This window comes from Paenibacillus xinjiangensis (assembly GCF_059686975.1).
Genome location: NZ_JCAALS010000009.1, coordinates 68,852 through 90,870, shown reverse-complemented (window position 1 = coordinate 90,870; position 22,019 = coordinate 68,852). Strand labels below are relative to the sequence as shown.

Annotated in this window: 20 protein-coding genes; 18 read left to right on the top strand and 2 right to left on the bottom strand. The window is 46.2% G+C overall.

From position 1 onward, the window contains the following. The first annotated feature begins 70 nt into the window (after positions 1–70). The 4 genes from AC6ESP_RS11160 (at position 71) to AC6ESP_RS11145 (ending at position 1,489) form a co-directional block, all read left to right on the top strand. Complete coding sequence (locus AC6ESP_RS11160) at positions 71–259, top strand: hypothetical protein (RefSeq protein WP_497096802.1); 189 nt, start codon at positions 71–73, stop codon at positions 257–259. A gap of 9 nt (positions 260–268) precedes the next feature. Next, complete coding sequence (locus tag AC6ESP_RS11155) at positions 269–391, top strand: hypothetical protein (protein ID WP_497096801.1); 123 nt, start codon at positions 269–271, stop codon at positions 389–391. Positions 392–405: 14 nt separating this feature from the next. Beyond that, positions 406–660, top strand: coding sequence for a hypothetical protein (locus AC6ESP_RS11150; protein WP_497096800.1), 255 nt, complete (start codon positions 406–408; stop codon positions 658–660). Between the two features lie 121 nt (positions 661–781). Next, the gene (locus AC6ESP_RS11145) at positions 782–1,489 is read left to right on the top strand and encodes a DNA alkylation repair protein (RefSeq protein ID WP_497096799.1); all 708 of its coding nucleotides are present in this window, start codon (positions 782–784) and stop codon (positions 1,487–1,489) included. Between the two features lie 97 nt (positions 1,490–1,586). Here AC6ESP_RS11145 and AC6ESP_RS11140 read toward each other — a convergent pair whose 3' ends face one another. Next, complete coding sequence (locus AC6ESP_RS11140; protein ID WP_497096798.1) at positions 1,587–2,768, bottom strand: S-layer homology domain-containing protein; 1,182 nt, start codon at positions 2,766–2,768, stop codon at positions 1,587–1,589. A 319-nt stretch (positions 2,769–3,087) separates the two neighbouring features. Between AC6ESP_RS11140 and AC6ESP_RS11135 the strand changes: the two genes are divergently transcribed. From AC6ESP_RS11135 to AC6ESP_RS11105, 7 genes are all read left to right on the top strand, one after another. Continuing rightward, positions 3,088–4,875: a sensor histidine kinase gene (locus AC6ESP_RS11135; protein WP_497096797.1), complete on the top strand. Its 1,788-nt coding sequence runs from the start codon at positions 3,088–3,090 to the stop codon at positions 4,873–4,875. 29 nt (positions 4,876–4,904) lie between these two features. Beyond that, entirely contained in the window at positions 4,905–5,663 is a 759-nt protein-coding gene (locus tag AC6ESP_RS11130; protein WP_497096796.1) for a response regulator transcription factor, read from the top strand. Between the two features lie 152 nt (positions 5,664–5,815). After that, positions 5,816–7,162 carry an ABC transporter substrate-binding protein gene (locus AC6ESP_RS11125; RefSeq protein ID WP_497096795.1) on the top strand — a complete coding sequence of 449 codons (1,347 nt, stop codon included), beginning with the start codon at positions 5,816–5,818 and terminating at the stop codon, positions 7,160–7,162. A 250-nt stretch (positions 7,163–7,412) separates the two neighbouring features. Beyond that, positions 7,413–8,297 carry a carbohydrate ABC transporter permease gene (locus AC6ESP_RS11120; RefSeq protein WP_497096794.1) on the top strand — a complete coding sequence of 295 codons (885 nt, stop codon included), beginning with the start codon at positions 7,413–7,415 and terminating at the stop codon, positions 8,295–8,297. Positions 8,298–8,322: 25 nt separating this feature from the next. Next, on the top strand, positions 8,323–9,171 hold the full coding sequence (locus AC6ESP_RS11115) for a carbohydrate ABC transporter permease (RefSeq protein ID WP_497096793.1): 849 nt from the start codon (positions 8,323–8,325) through the stop codon (positions 9,169–9,171). A 7-nt stretch (positions 9,172–9,178) separates the two neighbouring features. After that, entirely contained in the window at positions 9,179–11,428 is a 2,250-nt protein-coding gene (locus tag AC6ESP_RS11110; protein WP_497096792.1) for an FAD-dependent oxidoreductase, read from the top strand. A gap of 338 nt (positions 11,429–11,766) precedes the next feature. Then, positions 11,767–13,287, top strand: coding sequence for a copper amine oxidase N-terminal domain-containing protein (locus tag AC6ESP_RS11105; RefSeq protein ID WP_497096791.1), 1,521 nt, complete (start codon positions 11,767–11,769; stop codon positions 13,285–13,287). Positions 13,288–13,338: 51 nt separating this feature from the next. Here the strand turns inward: AC6ESP_RS11105 and AC6ESP_RS11100 are convergent, their stop codons facing one another. Beyond that, positions 13,339–13,431, bottom strand: a complete 93-nt coding sequence (locus tag AC6ESP_RS11100; RefSeq protein WP_497096790.1) for an IS3 family transposase — start codon at positions 13,429–13,431, stop codon at positions 13,339–13,341. Positions 13,432–13,642: 211 nt separating this feature from the next. Here AC6ESP_RS11100 and AC6ESP_RS11095 point away from each other — a divergent pair, with 211 nt between their 5' ends. From AC6ESP_RS11095 to AC6ESP_RS11065, 7 genes are all read left to right on the top strand, one after another. After that, positions 13,643–14,659, top strand: a complete 1,017-nt coding sequence (locus tag AC6ESP_RS11095) for a methionine ABC transporter ATP-binding protein (protein ID WP_497096789.1) — start codon at positions 13,643–13,645, stop codon at positions 14,657–14,659. After that, positions 14,652–15,314, top strand: coding sequence for a methionine ABC transporter permease (locus AC6ESP_RS11090; protein WP_497096788.1), 663 nt, complete (start codon positions 14,652–14,654; stop codon positions 15,312–15,314). Before AC6ESP_RS11095 ends, AC6ESP_RS11090 begins: the two co-directional genes overlap by 8 nt. A 38-nt stretch (positions 15,315–15,352) precedes the next feature. After that, on the top strand, positions 15,353–16,204 hold the full coding sequence (locus AC6ESP_RS11085) for a MetQ/NlpA family ABC transporter substrate-binding protein (RefSeq protein WP_497096787.1): 852 nt from the start codon (positions 15,353–15,355) through the stop codon (positions 16,202–16,204). 151 nt (positions 16,205–16,355) lie between these two features. Further along, positions 16,356–17,234 carry a helix-turn-helix domain-containing protein gene (locus AC6ESP_RS11080; RefSeq protein WP_497096786.1) on the top strand — a complete coding sequence of 293 codons (879 nt, stop codon included), beginning with the start codon at positions 16,356–16,358 and terminating at the stop codon, positions 17,232–17,234. A gap of 77 nt (positions 17,235–17,311) precedes the next feature. Next, positions 17,312–18,181, top strand: a complete 870-nt coding sequence (locus AC6ESP_RS11075; RefSeq protein WP_497096785.1) for a phosphorothioated DNA-binding restriction endonuclease — start codon at positions 17,312–17,314, stop codon at positions 18,179–18,181. Positions 18,182–18,204: 23 nt separating this feature from the next. Continuing rightward, a complete protein-coding gene (locus AC6ESP_RS11070) occupies positions 18,205–21,351 on the top strand; it encodes a DEAD/DEAH box helicase (RefSeq protein WP_497096784.1) in 3,147 nt (1,048 codons plus the stop codon). 11 nt (positions 21,352–21,362) lie between these two features. Continuing rightward, the gene (locus tag AC6ESP_RS11065; RefSeq protein WP_497096783.1) at positions 21,363–21,749 is read left to right on the top strand and encodes a (deoxy)nucleoside triphosphate pyrophosphohydrolase; all 387 of its coding nucleotides are present in this window, start codon (positions 21,363–21,365) and stop codon (positions 21,747–21,749) included. Positions 21,750–22,019: the final 270 nt, after the last annotated feature.

Below are 22,019 nucleotides of genomic sequence, written 5' to 3'. Positions count from 1 at the left end.
TTAAAACGGTTTCATTAGCCGGAGTTAGGGGGAGACTCTACTACGGATTGTCGTCAGGAGTGGTACGAAGATGAGAAAATATAATTTTATTCGGCCAATAATGTTGATTGTAGTGTCCCTGCTTGTAAAAAGCCTGGTTACGAATCTGTGCTTGGTATTCGGGATGGAACAGGGAACGGCAGAAAATATCGGTTTTATAAGCATGATTATCGCAGCCCTCCTTATTTATTCAAGAATCGCTCAGAAGCGGCGCAAGTAACAAGGGCTCTTGAAAAGTCTTGTGATGCTGCTTGCGGCCGACTTGCCAACGATCTATCATGTGGAGGATTCAATTGAAAACTATCCTATCATCGAGCCGGTGATTGCTGAGCGTTACGTTTCTTACTTATAAAGGAGGTTATACTATTGAGTAAGAAGTCAGTGTACATAATGGGTATTGCTGTTGGCTGTATCATTATCGTTACATTCAGTGCCATCTACAAAGAAAATGCGGACTTTTTCAATCCATTCACGAGTTTTTCCGTAACCATCGACAACCAATCAGATATTGACATTGTCGCAATTGAAACAGGTATTCTAATAAGTGATTCTCAAGGAAACAACGAAGACGATATGCTCCTATACAGAAACGCTGTCGGGGTATTCCAATGTAACCATTAATAATAACTCGGTCAAAGTTTTGGAAAAGTGTAGTTAAAGAAGTCATTAGGCTTTGCCTATCAGCTGACTACGCTTAGAATGATAAGAGGCAGAATCTAGAACAAGAAGGAAGTGTCCAGCGATGAATCTAGAACTGGTTATGCAGGAGCTTGAAGCTCTCGGCAAGGAACGAACCAAGAAGATATATATGTCCAATGGCGCGCATGAGCCGGTATTCGGCGTGGCAACAGGTGCCATGAAGCCTATGTCGAAGAAAATCAAAATAGATCAGCCGTTGGCTGAGCAGCTGTACGCGACTGGAAACTATGACGCTATGTACTTTGCAGGCGTAATTGCAGACCCGAAAGCGATGACAGTAGCGGATTTCGATCGTTGGATGGATACGGCATACTTCTACATGCTGTCCGACTTCGTGGTTGCAGTAACCTTGGCAGAGGCCGATATTGCACAGGAGGTTGCTGATAAATGGATCGCAAGCGGCGAAGACCTGAGAATGTCCGCGGGCTGGAGCTGCTACTGCTGGCTGCTCGGCAATCGGAAGGATAGCGAGTTCTCCGAGAGCAAGTTGGCCGATATGCTTGAATTGGCGAAAAATACGATTCACGATGCTCCTGAGCGAACGAAGTACTCTATGAATAATTTTATTTACACCGTCGGGGTATCCTATGTGCCGCTGCATGAAAAGGCTATTGAGATAGCGAATGAAGTAGGCCTAGTAGAAGTTCAACAGGACAAGTCCAAGAGCAAGCTGCTGAACGCTTCTGCCAATATTCAAAATGCAGTAGAGAAATCACGAATTGGCTTCAAACGCAAGCATGTAAGGTGTTAATCCATTGCTTGTGCGATAAAAGGTCCCCACAGATCGGAACACTGCTTCCAAGTGTCCAGACTGTGGGGACCTTTCTATACCTATTTCTATACCTAGCTTATAGTTCCAGCTCCGGATCACGAACAAAGATCATCACTTCATTGTTCCCATCCTCTTGTAATTGCTCAGGGTATCTTGCTTTGCCTTGGACATCGAAGCTTTTGACACCCGTCACATCAAGGATAACCCTGTTAGCAGTGTTCTGCAATTGCTCATAGGTGTACTTGGTCATCTGATCATTAATGGTCACGTAGACATCCATGATTTGCTCTGATTCAATATCAATCGCTACCTTTGTCAGAGCCTTGCTCGGGTTCGAGTACCAGTCGGGCTCGTCAGCCAAAATGATCGTCTCTTCGGGCTCCATGTAATACAGATTTGAACCGAATCCGGTTCCCCCTCCAGGGTACAGATAAGAACCAGATAGGGACTCCTCCGGTATCACATAAGCATAATCCTCGCCCGCTGCTGCCAGCATTCGGTTCAGAATAGTTGCGGCCTCCGCCCGTGTAACTGATCTGTTCGGATAGAAATTACCCTTAGCGTCCGGCGTAATGATTCCGAGGTTCATATAACGATAGAGGGCTGCAGCCTTCACATAGTTCAAGTCGCCGGCCCAATCCAGCTCACTTCCCTCCTTAATCAGGGAAAGCCTAGGTATCATAAGAGACAGCTTCTCACTGCTATTCTTGAATTTCTCGTAGGAATCGAATTTGATCTGCGGAACATCCTTCACCCGAACCAACTTGCTTACAGCTTCCGATGTCGCCACTTCCTCGAGCATCGGTCCCTCCATATCGCTGAACAGTGCATCCAGCGTCATTAATACCTCCCAACGGGTCATTTTCTTCTCCGGCAGGTATGTGTAGCTCTCGTCATTGAAGTCCTGTACATCCGCCGCATAGATTGGCCAGATGGTGCTGTACAGCTCAGTGAATTCCTGACTGGCCCAATGGCTATCCGGGACTCCTGGAATAGCAGTGGTATCCGTATTGCGGAGCAGAGGGAAGAGACGATACAGCATAACTGTGAATTCGGCTTTGGTTACGGATTGACCGGGCCGAAAGGTGCCGTCGGAATATCCGGTTAGAATGCCGCGCTGCTGCATTTCATTAATGGCCTGCTGTGCCCAGCTGTACTGGGGGATGCCGTCTACATCCTTGAACCCTGCAAGTGCAGGTGAAACCCAGATACTTGATAACAGGATAAAGGCCATGCAAGTCAAAAGAAGCTTTTTCAATGGTGGAAACTCCCTTATTTGTGTTGTCTGGATATATGGTGCAATTTGAAAATTTGTTAAAATCCAGCAAAAGTAGTGTAACAGATAAGGATTGGAGTTTCCTTGATAAAATTGGTAAAAAAGACCTATGGAATGTGATTGTTGGATGTAACAACATGTTTTACTTGATGTGATGAGCTCGATAGGTGTTGCCCGATAGAACATTTTGATGCATCCTAGTCAGCTGGTCACACATATTCATGCAATTCGTATAGAAACTCTTTCAGCCCGTGAATGAAGTGATATAATGGGTGCACCATGGCGCAAAGGGGTAATCATAATGCGAGGCTTGATAGGATTCTTCGTTCCCCATAAACTCAAATATCGTCTGTTTGCCGTATTCGTCCTCGTTATTCTGCTCCCATTCAGTATTCTGAACTTCTATAATTATCAAAAGATTGAGACGCTCGTACAGAACAAAATCAGCGAGCAGAGCCACGAACAGCTCGATCAGCTGCATCGTTCACTAGAGGACCAGCTCAGCATTGCGTTCAAGACGCTTATGTTCTTGGAGCAGGACGTCGACGTGAGAGATATATTGCAGCATCCGGACAAACGAACTGTTCTGGGCAATAAAGATATGATGGAAAATAAGTTCAAAAACTTCAACAATAGCTTTTTTCTCTATAATCCTTCTGTTTACTTTACACTTCTCGACGGTCAGGGACATGTCTATACGTCCTATCAGCCTAGATACAAGCTTGATTACGATCAAATAGCTGGTACCTCGTCTTTTGCCGCAATGAAGCAGACTGGGTCCTCTTATTTCTGGGTGCCCGACGACGAGAATTACGTATCACGGGATATATCCAAGAGCTCGACCTTACTCTCTCTATATGCAGGGCTGCTCGACAGCCGCAATCAACCGTATGGCTGGGCGAGAATCAGCATCGACTTCTCCTTCTGGTTCCAGTCCTTCCTGCAAAGCTCAGCAAGCGATCAAGCTTATTTCATTATATCTCGAAAAGGAGAGCTTATGGCCAAATCCAATTCGGAGGCCATGCTGTCGCCTGATGCAATCGAGAAGGTCATTCTCTCTCCCGTTAATGGGCACTGGACGGACACGACGAATAATACGCTGGTGAACTACAGCTATTTGCCCTCTCTCGATTGGTATATGGTCAACCAGATTCCGCTTCATATTCTATTCAAGGAAATCGAGAGCTTGAAGCAGCAGTATTTTGTCACCTTTTATTTCATCACAGCTGCCTTCATCGTTGTCGCTTTTATGATTGCTTACACCTTCACAAGGCCGCTGTCACATATGCAGAACAAGATGAAGGATGCTGTCCGCAAGGATTTGAGAATCCGGCTGCCGGAGAAGAACTATAAGGGGGAAATACTGGAGCTGACCCGTACCTTCAACGAGATGATGGTGGACATGAATGCATTAGTCCAGCGGCTGAAGGCGGAGGAGCGACAAAGGGATGCGGTGCATTTCCAAATGCTGCTCGCTCAGGTGAATCCGCATTTTCTGCTCAACACACTCAATACGATGAAGTGGATCGGTCTACGCAGCAAGAACGAGGAGATCGTGGAGATCTGCCTGTCCCTTGGCAAGCTGCTCGAGACGAGCCTGAATTCGGAAGTGGATCTTATTCATCTGAGGGATGAAATTGCGCTGACCAAAGCGTTCATCTATATTCAGCAGGTGAGGTACAGCAACAGCTTCGAGGTTGAATTCAGCTACGAGGAGGATATTCAGTATGCACTCGTTCCTAAGCTTAGCCTGCAGCCGCTCGTGGATAATGCGATTCAGCACGGTATTGCGAGCCTGGGTGAAGGCGGACGGATCTATATACGGATGGAGCTGAATGAGAAGAACCCGACTCAATTAGTGCTGGAGGTCGAGGACAACGGAATAGGCTTGGAGCGATCGAAGCTGAATCAGGAAGCGGGGCGCAAGCGTCCGGGCATTGGCCTCGCTAACGTGAGAGAGAGATTAAGGCTGCTATTCAAGGATAAGGCTGCGCTCGAGATGACCCAGCTGGATCAGGGAACACTGTTCCGAATGTATCTGCCACTGTTATTGTCGGAGCCTTATGAGAACCGGCAATCGATATCTTGATAATGGATTCTGGTGAGGGGGATTAGTCCATGTGGAAAGTAATGCTGGTGGAAGACGAAACCTTCGTGCGTGAATCGGTGAAGGAGATTATCCGGTGGGAGGATATGGGCTTCACATTAACAGGTGAGGCGAGCAATGGCGAGGAAGCGCTGGAGCTGATCCGCAAGGAGCCGCCTGATCTCGTATTATGTGATATTGTCATGCCGAAGATGGATGGTCTCGCGCTGCTCAAGGAGACGAGGAAGGCTGGAATCTCCTCCAAGTTCGTCATGCTGACGTGCATTGGCGACTTCGAATCGATGAGACAGGCGATGGAGTACGGTGCATCCAATTATATTCTGAAGCTGTCGATGAGTGTGAAGGACCTGAGAGAGACGCTTGCGAAGATAAGCCTCGAGCTGACCAGCTCGCCCGTCTCACCGAATGCGCCAATTGAACCACCCACTCAGGGATCGCCATTAGACAAAATCACACATCCCGAAGTGAAGAAAATGATTCAGTATATAGAACAAAACTACGATCAGGAAATTACGCTAGGCTCTTTGTCGCGCTATGTCATGATGGGCGAGAATTATGTGAGCGCCTTATTCAAGAAGAAGACCGGTGAGACGCTGATTCATTATCTGCATCGCATTCGCATTGAGAAGGCGATTGAGTATTTGAAAAGCACCGACCTGCCTGTGAATCAGATCGGACAGAACGTCGGATTTATGAATGATAACTATTTCATCAAGATATTCAAACGGATGACGGGAACGACGCCAAGTCAGTACCGATTGACGAGATAGAACGATTTGGTACGTTATCGATTCGGCCACGCTCTTGGAATTGTATAGTTATGTTCCATAGGGAGCGCTAATTTGTTACTTATAACTATGCCTGTTATCTTGCTATCCTTGATGTGCAGCACAATTCAAGTTCATTCAAGGAGGTCGTTCTTGTGAGACAGAAACAATGGTTCACCAGCATGGTGTCGCTCGTACTCATAGCGGGCTTATTGGCAGGATGCTCGGGTAACGGCAACAACGGCAATACAGCTAGTCCGGGGAATGCAACAGCAGCTCCCACCGCAAGCGAGCCTGCTAAGTCCAGCGATCCCGTTAAATTAAAGATGTGGGGTGGCGTTCCGCCAGAAGCGGGACCGCAGGAGGTTGTAGATGCGTGGAATAAGGAGCATCCAGACATTCAAGTGGAGTATGTCCGCTACGTTAATGATGACGATGGCAACCTGAAGCTCGATACGGCAATGATGACGGGGCAGGATGTTGATCTATTCGTCAACTACACGCTTTCACGAGTCGAGAAGCGGAAAGAATCAGGACTTACGTTAGACCTTAGCAAATATACGGACTATAATATCGGTGAGAAAATGGGCGCCGATGCGGAGAGCTGGAAGATTGACGGCAAATTTTACGGCATACCGACAACCAAAAGCTCCTATTTCGTTGCCTTGAACAAGGAGGCACTCGATGCAGTGGGCCTCCCAATCCCGACGGATTGGACCTGGGACGAGCTGCGCGAATACTCGCAGAAGCTGAAGCCGGCTGACGGCTATGGCTTCATCCAGAATACAGAGCCTTATGTTGATCCAATTGATTCGGTGCTCTCGCAGGCTGGCTACACCAAGGCAGATGGCACTTCTAATCTCGATCACCCACTCGTTAAGAAATGGCTGGAGACGCTTAACGTTATGATGACGGAGGATAAGACGACGCCTCCGCTCGGCGAGCAGCTGACTTCCAAGATGCCAGTTGAGCAAGAGTTCCTCAGCGGCACGGTGCCGATGCTGAATATCGGTGCATGGCTGCTTCGCAGCTCGAATAACTTCACGGACTTCCCTCGTGATTTCACTATTGCATTCGCTCCAGTTCCAAGACTTGAAGAAAGCGCTGACAAATATGTAACGCGCGGCGGACTCGGAGATTTCATCTCGATCAACGCGAAGTCCAAAAATCAGGATGCGGCTTGGGAATTCCTGAAATGGTATTCAGACGGAGGCATGGCTCCGATGGCTGCGGGAGGAAGATTGCCAGCGTCCAAGGATGCTGACCAGGATGCAGCATTGGAGAGCATGCTAGGGGATAAGGCTGACACGTATGATCTTGATTCTCTGATGTATGTGATGTTCGAGAACAAGACACCAACCTACGTGCGGAGCCTTCCGCAGGAGGTCATGGATTTGCGTACACAGGAATACGAGAAGTATTTCTTAGGCGCACAATCCATCGATGATACGCTTGCAGCCATGGTGACCAGACATAATGACTATTTGAAGCAAAACAAATAGGACTTGTGCTCGGTCGGTTGAATAGGGAGGGATTGCCGCAGTGCGGCGGTCCCTCTTTCTTGTTCTGGCACACAGGGCTGCGCGATCCGTAACGAGTAGAACATTTTGATGCAATTTAATGTGAAAGTCGCCTGTGGGGCGGCTTTTTTTGTATGGAATTGTTTAATGAATAAGGTGGATTTGTTCATTACCGATTGATTGAGCCGTTGATAAACTTGAGGTATCCCAAGAAGAAACGAGGATTAAACGCATGAAAAACAACAACTGGATGAGAAGGCAACGGCTGCTCGGATATGTATTTATCGGGCCTAACATGCTCGGTGTATTGCTATTTTTCTTAATTCCGGCTATTTACTCGTTCGGATTGATGTTTACGAATTATAAGTTCATGAATCCGAAGATTGATTTCGTTGGAATGGATAATATCAATCGACTGCTGCATGACCCTATGTTCTACCTTTCTTTGAAGAACACCGTTATTTTTCTCCTTGCAGTCCCGGTATCTATCGGCTTAGGGTTCATCGTGGCGGTCATATTGAATCAGAAGATTTATTTGAAAAAGCTGCTCCGCGGCCTGTACTTCATGCCGTACATTACGAGCGGAGTTGCGGTTGCCTTCGTATGGATGCTGCTGTTCCATCCTAAGGATGGACCGATCAACGGCTTCCTGCGCAGCATTGGCTTCGACAATCCGCCGGGCTGGCTGTCCACGACGACAACATCGATGCTGGCGATCGACATTATCTGGGTATGGTTCCTGCTAGGCTACAACATGATCATCTACTTGGCTGCCCTGCAGGAGGTATCGCCCGAGCTGCTCGAAGCAGCTAAGATCGACGGGGCGCGGAGAGGACATATTTTACGCAAAATCATCTGGCCTCTGGTCAGTCCGACGACCTTCCTTCTCCTTATAACGGGATTAATCATGACGATTAAAACCTTCGGTATTATTCAGGCCATCACGCAAGGGGGCCCGGGCAACAGCACGACGATCTTATCGCTCTATGTCTATCAGAATGCCTTCCGCTATTACGAGATGGGTTACGCGGCGACAACCTCATGGGCACTGTTCATCGTCATTCTGCTCATTACCATGGTGCAATGGATCGGACAAAAAAGATGGGTTCACTATTAAGATGCGAACAGAGAGGAAGACATAGATGATGGAAATCAAACGAAGCCAATCAGCCGACGTGACGAAGAAGCTGACCGTTACGATCGTCATGCTGGTGCTCGGGATTGTTATGGTTATTCCTTTCTTGTGGATGATCAGCACTTCCCTGAAGACACCTGCGCAAGTATTCGAATATCCGATTCGATGGATCCCATCAAGCCCTACCTGGGAGCATCATCTCAAAGTATGGACGGGCTCCAAGAGCTTCGGCACGTATTATCTGAACTCTCTCAAAATCTCGATTATCGGGATGCTCGGCGCGACTTTCCTATCAGCGTTAGCTGCCTATGGCTTCTCCCGAATCGAATTCAAGGGACGCAATGCGCTGTTCCTGCTGTACTTGTCGATGATGATGGTTCCGCCGCAGGTGCTGTTCGTTCCCAAGTTCATCATGTTCGAATGGGCAGGCATCTACAATACGCATTGGGCGCTCATATTGCCCGGTTTGTTCACGATCTTCGGGGTATTCATGCTGAGGCAATTCTTCCTGTCGATCCCTAATGAGATTACAGAGTCAGCATTCATTGATGGAGCGGGACATTTCCGAATCTTCTTCCGGCTCATTCTGCCGCTGTCGAAGCCTGCTCTTGCAACACTCGCTATTATCGACTTCTCTTGGCAATGGAATGATTACGAGAATGCGTTAGTCTTCCTGATTGACGAGAGATTGTATACGGTCCCATTAGGATTGCAGAACTTTATTCTGGAGAACACCGTGGACTATAACGGAATGATGGCTGCTGCTTCAGCTGGCATTATACCGATGATCATCGTATTCTTGCTCGGACAGCGTTACATTATCCAAGGCTTGACCAATTCTGCTGTTAAGGGGTGACAGATAGATGCGTAACGAAACGATTAAGTCAGATATTACGATTGTCGGTGGAGGTTTGTCGGGGGTGTGCGCTGCGGTAGCTGCGGCAAGGCTGGGACAAAGCGTCACTCTCGTGCACAACCGCTCTGTACTCGGAGGCAACTCCAGCAGTGAGGTAAGAGTCTGGGTATGCGGGGCGACCTGTCATGGAACGAACCGTTATGCCCGAGAGACGGGGATTATGGGCGAATTATTCGTCGAGAATCAATTCCGCAATCCAGAGGGCAATCCCTATCTGTGGGATCTGGTCATTATGGAGACCGTGCGGGCAGAGTCCAACATCCAGTTGTTCCTGAACACCGACGTGCATGAAGTAGAGGCTGATGGAAGTGAAGAGGAGCGTGTGATTCACTCAGTAACAGGCTGGATGATGGGCTCGGAGCGGCGTATTCGCTATGAGAGCCCGATCTTCCTCGATTGCACGGGAGACGGATTGATTGGGTTTCTTGCAGATGCACGCTATCGAATCGGGCGCGAGGCGGCGCATGAATATGGTGAAGCGTGGGCACCTGAGGTGGCAGACGAGATTACATTAGGGAGCACACTGCTCTTCTATACGAAGGATGCAGGCCGACCCGTGAAGTTCGTGCCGCCGAGCTTCGCCAAGGATATTACAGAGACGCCAATTCCACTTAAGAGAGTGATTCGCAGCGGTGATTCCGGCTGTCATTACTGGTGGATTGAATGGGGCGGAGAGCTGGATACGGTGCATGATAACGAGCGTATTCGCGACGAGCTATGGTCCGTGATCTATGGCATCTGGGATTATATTAAGAACTCCGGGCAATTCGAAGCCGATACGATGACGCTTGAATGGGTAGGGTCTATCCCTGGTAAAAGAGAGTACAGACGTTTTGTAGGGGACTATGTGCTGAATCAGAACGATGTTATCGAGCAGCGGCAACTCGAGGACCGGGTTGCCTTCGGAGGCTGGTCCATCGATCTTCATCCGCCGCAGGGAATGTATGCGCTAGAGAGCGGCTCGAAGCATATGCATCCGGACGGCATTTATCATATTCCTTACCGTTCCTTATATTCGGTGAATGTCTCGAACCTGCTGTTCGCTGGACGCAACGTCAGCGCATCCCATGTAGCCTTCGGGACGACGCGTGTCATGGCGACCTGTGCAGTTATGGGGGAAGCGGCAGGGACGGCAGCCGCATTGTGCATCGAGAAGAACGTGTCGCCGCGAGGGCTGTACGAGACCGAATTAGATGCGCTTCAGCAGACGCTGCTGAGGCAGGACGCCTCTATTATCGGACTTGCCAATCATGATCCGGCTGATCTGGCGCGTCAGGCGCGCGTGAGTGCTTCATCGGCAAGAAGCAGCATTGCTGTCGAGAATGGAGAAAAGTGCTATCCATTAGTCTATGATGCAGGCCTATTATTCCCTGTAGATCCTAGCTTGCACGGATTGGAGCTGCTGGTGGATGCAGCAGAGGACACTTCGTTAAGCGTTGAGCTGTGGGACACAGGGCTGATGGAGAACTATGTGCCGCAGAGCTTAGTTGCGAGTACTTCGACGGCAGTCGGGAGAGGAGCGGGCCAGTGGGTCAAGCTCGAGCTGGAATGGGAGCCGGAGCGCTTATGCAATGCCTTTGTCGTCATCCGCAGCAATGAGCACATCACGCTTCATCAGTCCAATGAGCCGTTCACTGGTGTACTGGCGTTCGAGCGAGGAGCAGCACCGCATGCTGTTGCCGAGCTGGAGGATCATGACGCGTCGCAGCTCATTGTTGAATGGAGCATGAAGACGATGGTCCGCCGTCCGTTCTGCTTCCGTGTCCTATCTGGTACCGAAGCCTATTCACCAGAAAAGGCTATAGGTGGATTCAAGCGTCCATATGGCGGCCCGAATATGTGGGTTTCTCAGGAAGAGGCTGGTGCAGGCCATGAGGAGTGGCTGGAGCTTGGCTGGGAGAGCGCAGTCTCCATCAGCGAGGTTCTGGTGACGTGGAATGATGATGTGAATGAGGATCTCATCAATCTTCATCATCACCGGACTAGCTTCGAAGTCATTCCAGAGCTAGCGAAGGACTATCGGATAGAGGCTCGAATTGGCGGAGAGTGGCAGGTCGTGTCCTCGGTTCGGGACAATCGGCGCCGGACGAATAGACTGAGGCTGGATTCTCCAATTGTAGCCGATGCTGTGCGAGTGACGGTAGAAGAGATGAATGGGAGCTCTTATGCGGAATTGGTGGAGCTTCGGGTGTATTAGTCTGCAATCTGCCTGTTACAGAGTCCCACAACGTACTAATAATCCTTCTGAAGTGCCAGGAACAGATGATTACCGTGTGAGTCTTTCGTTTGAACCATCCTCAGTAGATGGTTCTTTTTTTTCTGAGAGCCCACGCTGACGCTACTACTTAGTGGAACCTCAAAGAAATTCTATAGGTTCTACATTAAATATGTTTTTTAGTCATGTAACGAATGAGATGTCATTCTCACATTATAATTGGTCATATAGTATAAAAACATGAATTAATGATTTGACTAAACCGAAATATTGGGCTTTAATGGAAGTTAATGATTGATAATAATCATAGGAGGGGAACTATGCTTAGAAAAATTATATCTAGTATTTTTATCATCATCCTATTAGTGTCGACTCTCCATCAATTCGCTTCAGCCAGCACTGATACTTATCGAATTACCATTAATGGAAAAGAGCTTAAATCCGACCAGGATCCGATTAGCAAGAACGGGAGCATTTATGTTCCTATGCGATTGATTTTTGAGTCGCTTCAAGCAACGGTTACTTATTTGCCTAAAGAAAATAAAGTTTTAGGAAAAAAGGGAAGCATAACAATCGAACTTCAGATTGGTAAAGCCACAGCATATAAGAATAATCAGCCTATTACTTTATCTACGGTACCTTTTATAGTAAATAATAGCGTTTATGTACCGACTCGTTTTATTGGCGAGGCATTAGGGGCTTTAGTTTATTGGAATCAGGATACCCGCACCGTGGAGATTGAAAACACGAATCTTGATGTGAAAACCGAAATTCCCGTTATAAATGATGGAGGCAAGCCGATAGTCCTTGAACATAAAGGTAACATAAAGCTTAACTGGTCATTCCAGGATGAAAGCCCTTATCAAATGTATAACGGGTTTGCTGCTCCGAATGATCAATTAATATTTACTAATTTTGATTCTGTGAAGTTTATGGACTATGCCGGGAAAATGGTAAATGAAATGCCTTTAGAAGCAAGCAATTCATTAGATCATTCCGCCATTATGGCAGTTGCTAAAGATAAGGGGTATGACATTACAAGTGAAAACACTACGGCAATTTGGAAGAACATACCGCTTTATACAAAATCAAATGTAAAGTCTGTCCTAATAATTGATGGAAAACCCTCATTGGATATCCTGACTCCTATGGCTAGTCTAGATCGTTTAGGTAATTTAATTATTTTGACTACCGATGGCCTTGCTGCATTCGACCCGCAAGGGAAAAGACTATGGGTTCATTCCGAATGGACAAAAGGCATTGAAAAGGAATCGGCTTTTAATGAGCTTTTTGACATTCGTACAGATGCTGCAAATAATCTTTATCTCTCGTATATAGATCACCTAGTTGTTCTTAATTCGAAAGGTGAAGTGCTCGCGATGCTGCAAGGGATCTATCTTGATTTCATTACCCTGCTGGATGATGGAACGATTCTCGATCAAGGGGGTGTATTCCAGATTATAGAGGGCGAATTGGAGCAAATTTCCGGTGTGCAAACGCAATCTACACAAGCCTTCCAGTTTACGAATGATGATAAAACATTACAGAAAATAAACCTTGATACTGGAGATATAGTGTGGACATATCAGTTGCCAAGAAAAGAAGATACTATTGGATATAGTTTTTTTTCAGACACTTTAATGGATATATACGGTAATGTCTACATCTCTACTACAGGCGGGACAGTACATGCCTTGGATGCCGAGGGGAATCTAAGGTTTAAGCTAATGATTAATCATGGAACAATCTCTTCTTCTGAGGTGATTCCACTGTCAGCAACTGAGCTTGTTGTGGTTAATGATAATGCAATCATGTTTTTTGAAACTAGTGAAGTAAATTGAAATGGGGCCTAAAGTAAAATTATCAAGCTCACGTTGTTAAGATAGTCATAGTTAGGCGGCTTTCAGGGAATGAGTCCGGTATTTTACCGGGCTTATTCCCTTTAATTTTGCCTTGATCCGTATGTGATTATAAAGTGGCAACATACATTTACTGTTTGTTCTTTTTCGTGTACGATTCATCGTTATTTGTTTAATTAATTAAAGAAAACTACGAAAATACGATGAAAAGGGAAATATACTTTGTCAAGCACCTTGATTATTTGCTATACTGATTCACATCCAATTCATTGGAAATGGACAGATTACTAATAGATATACCGAGAACTAGGCAACTAGTGCTCTAGGAGGATCCAGATTGATTGAACTCATTGACTTACACAAGCTGTATCGAACGAAAAAAGGAACCGTTATTGGCGTCGACCACGTCAATCTTCATATCGCCAAAGGCGAAATATTCGGCATCGTAGGCTATAGTGGAGCTGGTAAAAGCTCCGTTCTGCGATGCATCAATCTGCTGGAGAAGCCGACCTCCGGCAAAGTGCTGGTGAATGGTGTGGAGCTGACTAGGCTGAATAAGAATCAGCTCCGAATTGCACGGCAGAAGATCGGAATGATCTTTCAGCATTTCTACCTTGTAGGAAGCAAAACCGTATTCGAGAATGTTGCGCTTGCGCTGGAAGCAGCAGATAAGCCGATGGCGGCTATTCATAAGAAGGTCGCAGAGCTGCTGCAGCTTGTAGGTCTGGAGGACAAGGCAGACAGCTATCCTGCTCAATTAAGCGGAGGTCAGAAGCAGCGTGTCGGCATTGCGCGCGCCTTGGCGAATGATCCCCAAGTACTATTATGCGATGAAGCCACATCAGCGCTTGATCCGACTACCACGCAAGCTATTCTGTCCTTGCTTCGTGAGATTAATCGTAAGCTGGGGCTGACGATCGTGCTTATTACGCATGAGATGGAAGTCGTGAAGGAGCTATGCCACCGGGTTGCGATCATGCAGAATGGGAAAATCATTGAGGACGGCAATGTATATGAGATTTTTGCTAATCCCGTACAGCCGTTGACTCGTGAATTTATTAGCAGCGTACTGGAGTTCAAGCTGCCGGCGAAATTATGGGAGAAACTGGGGCCCTCCAGTAAGGTATTGAAAATCCTGTTCCGCGATGATGCGGCAGAGCAGGCGATTATTTCGGATTTGCTGAAGCAGAGCGGTATTCAAGCTAATATTTTGCACGGAAAAATTGAGTATATCGGTGAGAAGCCTCTAGGCACCTTCATTATGGAAGTGACCGGAACGAATGAGGAAGTCGAGTCGGCCATCCAATATTTGAATGATCGTTCCTGCATTGTGGAGGTGGTTCAGCATGTTTAACTCCTTGATCGAGATCCTTCCCGATATGACCAAAGCGTTCAACGAAACGCTCTATATGGTGGGCATCTCACTTATCATTGCATTCATTCTCGGCCTGCCGCTAGGTGTGCTGTTGTTCATTAGCAGCAAGGGACTGTTCTCAGAGAACCGAGTCGTTAATGTGATTCTAGGCGTGATCTCGAATATTGTACGTTCGATTCCGTTCTTAATTCTGCTGGTACTCCTGCTGAAATTCACGCAATTCTTGCTGGGAACGACAATCGGGCCATCTGCCGCAGCTGTTCCGCTCTCCGTTGCAGCCATTCCGTTCTATGCGCGATTAGTGGAGAATTCACTTCGTGAAGTGAATAAAGGCATTATTGAAGCAGCTATTGCGATGGGAGCAAGGCCTTGGTTCATTATTCGCAAAGTACTGCTGCCTGAGGCCAAATCTGGCTTAATATCCGGTCTTACGATCACCGCTATCAGCTTACTCGGGTTCTCTGCGATGGCTGGAACAGTCGGCGGTGGAGGAATTGGTGACTTAGCTATCCGTTATGGCTATTATCGTTATGATAATGAAGTTCTGTTCACAACGGTTATCCTACTCATCGTGGTGGTTCAGATTATCCAATTCATTGGAGACTGGGCATCTCGCAAGGTAGATAAACGTTAAGATAAATCACACACAACTTAGAAAAGGGGAACATTTCAGTGAAGAAGCAATTAACAATCGTTACACTCTGCATCCTGCTCATGGCGATGCTGGCTGCATGCGGCAGCAACAACAAGACCGAGGAAGGCACAGGCACCAATGAAGGTGCTGCTGAGCAGAACAAATCAATCAAAATTGGGGCAACTGCGGGCCCATACAGCGATATGGTCAACAAAGCGATTAAGCCTCTGATGGAAGAGAAGGGCTACAAGATTGAGATTGTTGAGTTCAACGATTATGTTCAGCCGAACAAATCGCTTGATAACGGTTCGATTGACGCTAACCTGTTCCAGCACATTATCTATCTGAACAAGTTCGCAGCAGATAATAAGCTTGAGCTTAGCTCTGTTACTAGTGTGCCAACTGCGCCAATGGGTCTATACTCGAACACCATCAAATCCATTGATGATATCAAAGAAGGCAGCACCCTCACGATTGCCAATGACCCTGCCAACCTAGCGCGCTCGTTGCTGCTGCTGCAGGATATCGGACTTGTGACCGTTAATAAGGATGCAGATCCGGCAACGATCTCCGAGAAGGACATTGAGACGAACGTTAAGAATTTGAAGATCACATCGATTGAGGCGGCTCAGCTTCCTCGTACGCTCGACAGCTCTGATCTGTCTGTAGTAGCGGGCAACTTCGCTCTTGCAGCAGGCATGGACCTCACATCTGCTCTGCAGCTGGAGAACATGGCTGAGAACTACCGCAACGTGGTAGCGGTTAGAACAGAGGATGCCGAGAGCCAATTGGCGAAGGATCTGAAGGAAGTTATTGAATCCGACGCGTTCGAGACAACAATCGACGAGCAATTCCAAGGCTTCTCGAAGCCGGAATGGATGACGGAATAATCTACCCAGTAGGGTAGAGAGATACATGGACCGCAGAGCAGCTTAGCAGCCGCTCTGCGGTTTTTATTTTATTCGCAACATAGCAAAAAAAATCAAAACAAAAGCTTTCTTATTCGGTAAGCTGTAATTGTGAGGGGGAGGTGAATCAGTCGTGAAATATGAAGGGGTCATTCAAAGCACGATCGATTGGATTGAATCGCATCTGCATGAGCAGGTGTCGGCGGATGACATTGCTGATGTGGCAGGCTTCTCTAAGTATCATTTTCACAGGATTTTTCAAGCCTCTGTCGGCATGTCATTCTCAGAGTACTTTCGGATGAGAAGGCTCGCGAATTCGGCGGCCATCTTGCTGAATACAGCTGAAAGAATCATCGACGTTGCCATGTATTATCAGTTCGAATCACAAGAGGCATTCACGCGTGCTTTCAAGAGAGTGTACCATTTGCCGCCAGGTCAATATAGAAAGCTAATGGCTAATATAGCAACTACAAGGGAGGAAGCAAGTATGTCAGAGCAAACCAAAGGTTGGTTCCTAAGTGGAAGCCATCCGTTCCATTACGAGATGGGGACTAGTCGGGAAATTGTACATCAAGGGAAAATGTCAGGGTATCTAAGATCAAAAGCAGAGATACAGGACAGCGAAGGCTTCGCAACCATGATGCAGCAGTTCAAGGCAGATAAATACAGGGGGAAAAGATTGAAGCTCTCCGGGTTCATCAAAACTGAAGATGTCGAGCAGTTCACAGGGCTATGGATGCGAGTGGATAGCGCGTCAGAAGATGTTCTCCAATTCGATAACATGAATAATAGACCTATTGTCGGTACAAACAACTGGAATCAGTACGCCATTGTTCTTGATGTACCCGAGAATAGCGCAACCATCTCATTCGGTGTATTGCTTACAGGAAATGGACAGGTGTGGATTGATGGGATTAAGTTTGAAGAAGTAGGTAAGGATACGCCTACGACGCATATGGCGCCAAGTGGGGAATTGTTGGAGGAGCCTGTGAATTTGTCGTTTGAGGAGTGATAACAGCAGGAAAGGATTCCCACATTCTCGAATACATAAGGATAGTTGCAACATGGAGAATACTGGAGGACCGCTAAATGACTTCGAATGAGCTGAAGAAGATCTTCACCAACCTTAGCATCTGGAAAAAGAAAGGGCAGCGAGCCCCGCATAAGCCGCTGTTACTTCTGTATGCTCTTGCTCAGCTACAGCGAGGAGATACGGTATTGCCTTATATACAAGTGCGCGAGAAGTTGAAGAGGTTGCTCATCGAATTCGGTCCGACGCGCAAATCCTACCATCCGGAAGAGCCATTCGTGCGGTTAAGCACCGATGGGATATGGATGTTAAGCAAGGCCATAGATAAAAAGAGTTTTTCTGAAAAGCAACTAATTGCGGAGGGCGTAACGGGTGGTTTTGCACCAGAAGTGCTAGCATTGTTAATGAATAATAATCAGCTGATTCAGGAGCTTACGGAACAGCTGCTTCAAGAGCATTTTCCAGATACAGTACATTTAGATATTATTGAGGAAGTGGGCTTGTCGTTCACATCCCAGAAGAGAATACGCCGTGATCCGAACTTCAGAGAACGTATTCTACGAGCCTATGAATACAGCTGTGCAGTGTGCGGTTTCAATGTAAGGCTTGGCAACAATCTGGTCGGCATCGATGCAGCACATATTCAATGGCATCAGGCCGGCGGGCCGGATGTGGAAGAGAACGGCATTTCACTATGCTCACTGCACCATAAGCTGTTCGACCGTGGCGTATTTACGATAACGGATGATAGAGAGTTGATTGTTGCAGAAGAAGCACATGGAACTATCGGGTTCGAAGAATGGCTAATGCGGTTCCATGGGAAGCGAATTCGATATCCGATCCATCCGGTTTATGAGCCCAAGCATCAGTTTCTCGATTGGCATGTTCGGGAAGTATTCAGAGGACCGGGAAGATATCAGGTGAAATGACAACTGCAGATGAGGTGTGCTTCATGAAAGAAGGCTTGTACGAGCAGTTAATCAATAAATTAACGAGGGATCAGCTCGCTACATTAGATCCTTCTTTATTTCATATTGGAAAAGAAATATTGGACCCGGAAGAGGCTCGGAAGCTTCTAGCGACTTATATATCGACAGTAACGCGAAGAGCTCTGAAAATCGTTAGAGAAATGTCGGATGACAATGAGGCCGTATTGGCACAAGTCAGAATGTGTAATGAGATGATAGCAACCTTGAGAATGAGTCTAGACGATGAGGAATTCGAGACCTGGAAACTGGATGAACAAGGTGAAGTTCTTACTTTCGTCTATTCAAGGCTTAATCATATTAGAGGGTTGAAGGATAAGAAAGTGATTCGTCCGGTCACACCGTTGTCGCAAAGCTCTTTGTTCACAGGCGCACATTCCGAGCCGAATATGATGAGTGAGCTGCGGCAAGAGATTGTTACTTCGGATCGAATCGATCTGCTGGTCTCCTTCATTAAGTGGAGTGGAATCCGTATTCTTATGGAGCAATTCGAGCATTTTACTGAGAATGGTGGACTGCTTCGGATCATTACGACAACTTACATGGAAGCAACTGATTTCAAAGCGATCGCAGAGCTCAGTAAGCTTAAGAATACAGAAATTAAGATATCTTATGATACGGACCGTACTCGATTACATGCTAAAGCGTATGTTTTTAAGCGTGATACGGGTTTCACAACGGCTTATGTCGGCTCTTCTAACCTATCGAATCCAGCCCTTACAAGCGGTCTGGAGTGGAATGTTAAGATAACGGAGAAAGACTCCTACGATGTTCTGAAGAAGATTGAGGCGACCTTCGAGAGTTATTGGAATGACCGGGAGTTTAAGGACTTTACATTAGCGGATGAAGAGCACCAATTGCAGTTGAAGGAAGCGCTGGGCCGAAAAAAACAGGAACAAGAAGGGCTGCACTTCCACTTTGATATTCATCCTTATGATTTTCAGAAGGAAGTATTGGAGAAGCTAGAAGCCCAAAGGACATTGTATGGAAGAAAAAACAATCTTCTTGTGGCTGCAACTGGAGTAGGGAAGACAGTTATTTCAGCCTTTGATTACAAACGCTTTGTGCAAAAGAATCCCAATGCCAAGCTTCTCTTTGTTGCGCATCGCGAAGAGATTCTGAAGCAAAGCCGAGATGCGTTTCGTTTTATCCTAAAAGATTTGAACTTCGGTGAGCTTCATGTTGGTGGGGAACGTGCTGAGTCTATTGACCAGCTATTCGTTAGTATCCAGAGCTTTAACTCCACTAAATTAGCTCAAATAACAACACCAGAATTTTATGATTTTATTATTGTGGATGAGTTTCATCATGCTGCGGCGCCATCTTATCAAGCATTGCTCTCGCATTATAAGCCACAGATTCTGCTGGGGTTGACGGCTACACCGGAGCGGATGGATGGCAAAGATATTTTGCAATACTTCGATAACACGATTGCAGCTGAGATCCGTTTAACCGATGCGATTGACCGGAAGCTCCTTTCACCGTTTCAGTATTTTGGTGTAACCGACAGTGTCGATCTATCTCAGGTCAAATGGTCTCGCCGTGGCTACGATCTGAGAGAGCTTGAGAACCTGTATTCGAATAACAAGATTCGTGTAACACAAATATTGAACAGTATGAGAAAGTACGTTACCGATATGGATGAAGTCAAAGGGCTCGGTTTTTGCGTAGGTGTGGATCATGCGGAGTATATGGCAAAAGTATTTCAAGAAGCAGGCATTCCCTCTATTGCTATACACGGTAATTCAAGTGACCACGATCGTGATCAGGCGAAACGCTGGTTAGTTAGCGGGGAGATCCGAATGATATTTGTTGTGGATCTTTATAATGAAGGCGTAGATATTCCGGAGGTTAATACGATTCTATTCTTGCGACCAACTGAGAGTCTGACCGTGTTCCTACAACAGCTTGGTCGTGGATTACGCTTATCGGAAGGTAAGGAATGTTTAACGGTTCTAGATTTTATAGGACAAGCTTATAAAGATTATAACTTTGCAGATAAGTTCCGGGCCTTAATCGGGAAGTCGAAGCATTCTATCCAACACTATGTAGAAAATGGTTTCTCAACGTTGCCGCGTGGCAGCTTCATTCAACTAGAGAAGCAGTCAAAGGAGTATATTCTTAAGAATCTTAAACAGGCAACTCTTAATCGTAGAAGCTTGATTACCAAGCTGACGTATTTTGAAGGAGATACAGGGCTCCCACTGACACTACACAATTTTGTCCAGCATCATCACATGAGCTTGTATGAGTTCTATGGTGGTCGGACAGGAAAGCGTACCTTCAAAGGATTAATGGTAGAGGCAGGGCTTATTGCTCCCTTTGAGTTTGAGAATGGGGAAGCTATCACAAAACGTATTCCCGCTTTGCTAAGGCTGAATTCGCGTCGGTTGTTGGAATTCGTTATTGGCTATCTAGAGAGAGGTATCGAGCCTCGTTCTGAAGAAGAGCAGCTTATGATGAACATGCTGTACTACACCTTTTACCGGTCAGAACCAGCAAAACTAGGATATCAAAGTATCGAGCAAGGTATTCAATCCTTTGTTTCGTGTCCGGAATTCAAAGACGAAGTACTTCAGATTCTGAAGTACAACTATACTCATATTGATTTCATAGATAAAAAGAACTCATTCTCGTATGCCTGTCCATTGGACATTCATTGCATGTACTCTACAGACCAAGTCCTAGCAGCGTTTGGATTCTGGAATGGGGAGAAAGCACCTGCTTTCCGCGAGGGCGTAAAATACTTTGAGGAAAAAAAGACGGATATATTCTTCATTACATTAAATAAATCTGATAAAGACTTCTCTCCTTCTACGTTGTATGAGGATTTCGCGATTAATGAGCGGTTGTTTCACTGGCAAACCCAAAGTCGTATAAGCGAAGAAACGAACACAGCCCAGAGATATATCCATCACCGTGATCATGGAAATCGAATTGCATTGTTCGTTCGTGAATATAAGGAAGATAATAATTCTACATCACCTTTTATGTTTTTAGGTGAAGCGGAATATGTGAAGCATGAGGGAAGCAAGCCGATGAGCTTTGTATGGAGATTGAAGGAGGCAATACCTCCGGCCTTAGTTCCAGCGGCAAACAAGGTTATTGTATAGGACGTGACAAGATGATAAGAGTAGCGGCAGCTATTATTGAGAATACAAAGGGACAGCTTCTAATTGCTAGAAGGAAGAAGGGGAAGTCACAGGAGGGAATGTGGGAGTTTCCCGGTGGAAAGATCGAGAGCGAAGAGACCGTGGAGGAGTGTCTGAGAAGAGAGCTTCGAGAAGAGATGGATATTGCTATTGAGCCTTATGCGTATTTTGGAGAAAATGATCATTGGTATGGGGAATCTCATATTCGGTTAATTGCTTATAGAGCTATGTATGTGAGCGGTGAGCCTAAGTTAATTGATCATGATAAGTTTATGTGGGTGGAGCACAGTCAACTAGTGGAGTTTATATTTGCACCTGCTGATATTAGATTTATTGAGATGCTAGTAAGAGGGTACTGAACAGAACAGTTAGATGCGTTGAGAGGACGAGGAATATATGTATAAGTACTTTCTTACTTCTTCATTCGAAGTGCGAATGTGAAGCTCCCATGAATTTCCTGGCTCTTTCGCACCTCAGATTTTGTCGAAATCTACACAAAACAACCTTATTAAATATAAGTCAATAATAGACCCATACATTTTCAGTAATATTTATTTGGAAAATGAACTTAATTAATGTCATTATGAGATTGATTAGGTGCATTTTTGCTGTCGCACTCCGTATGGAGT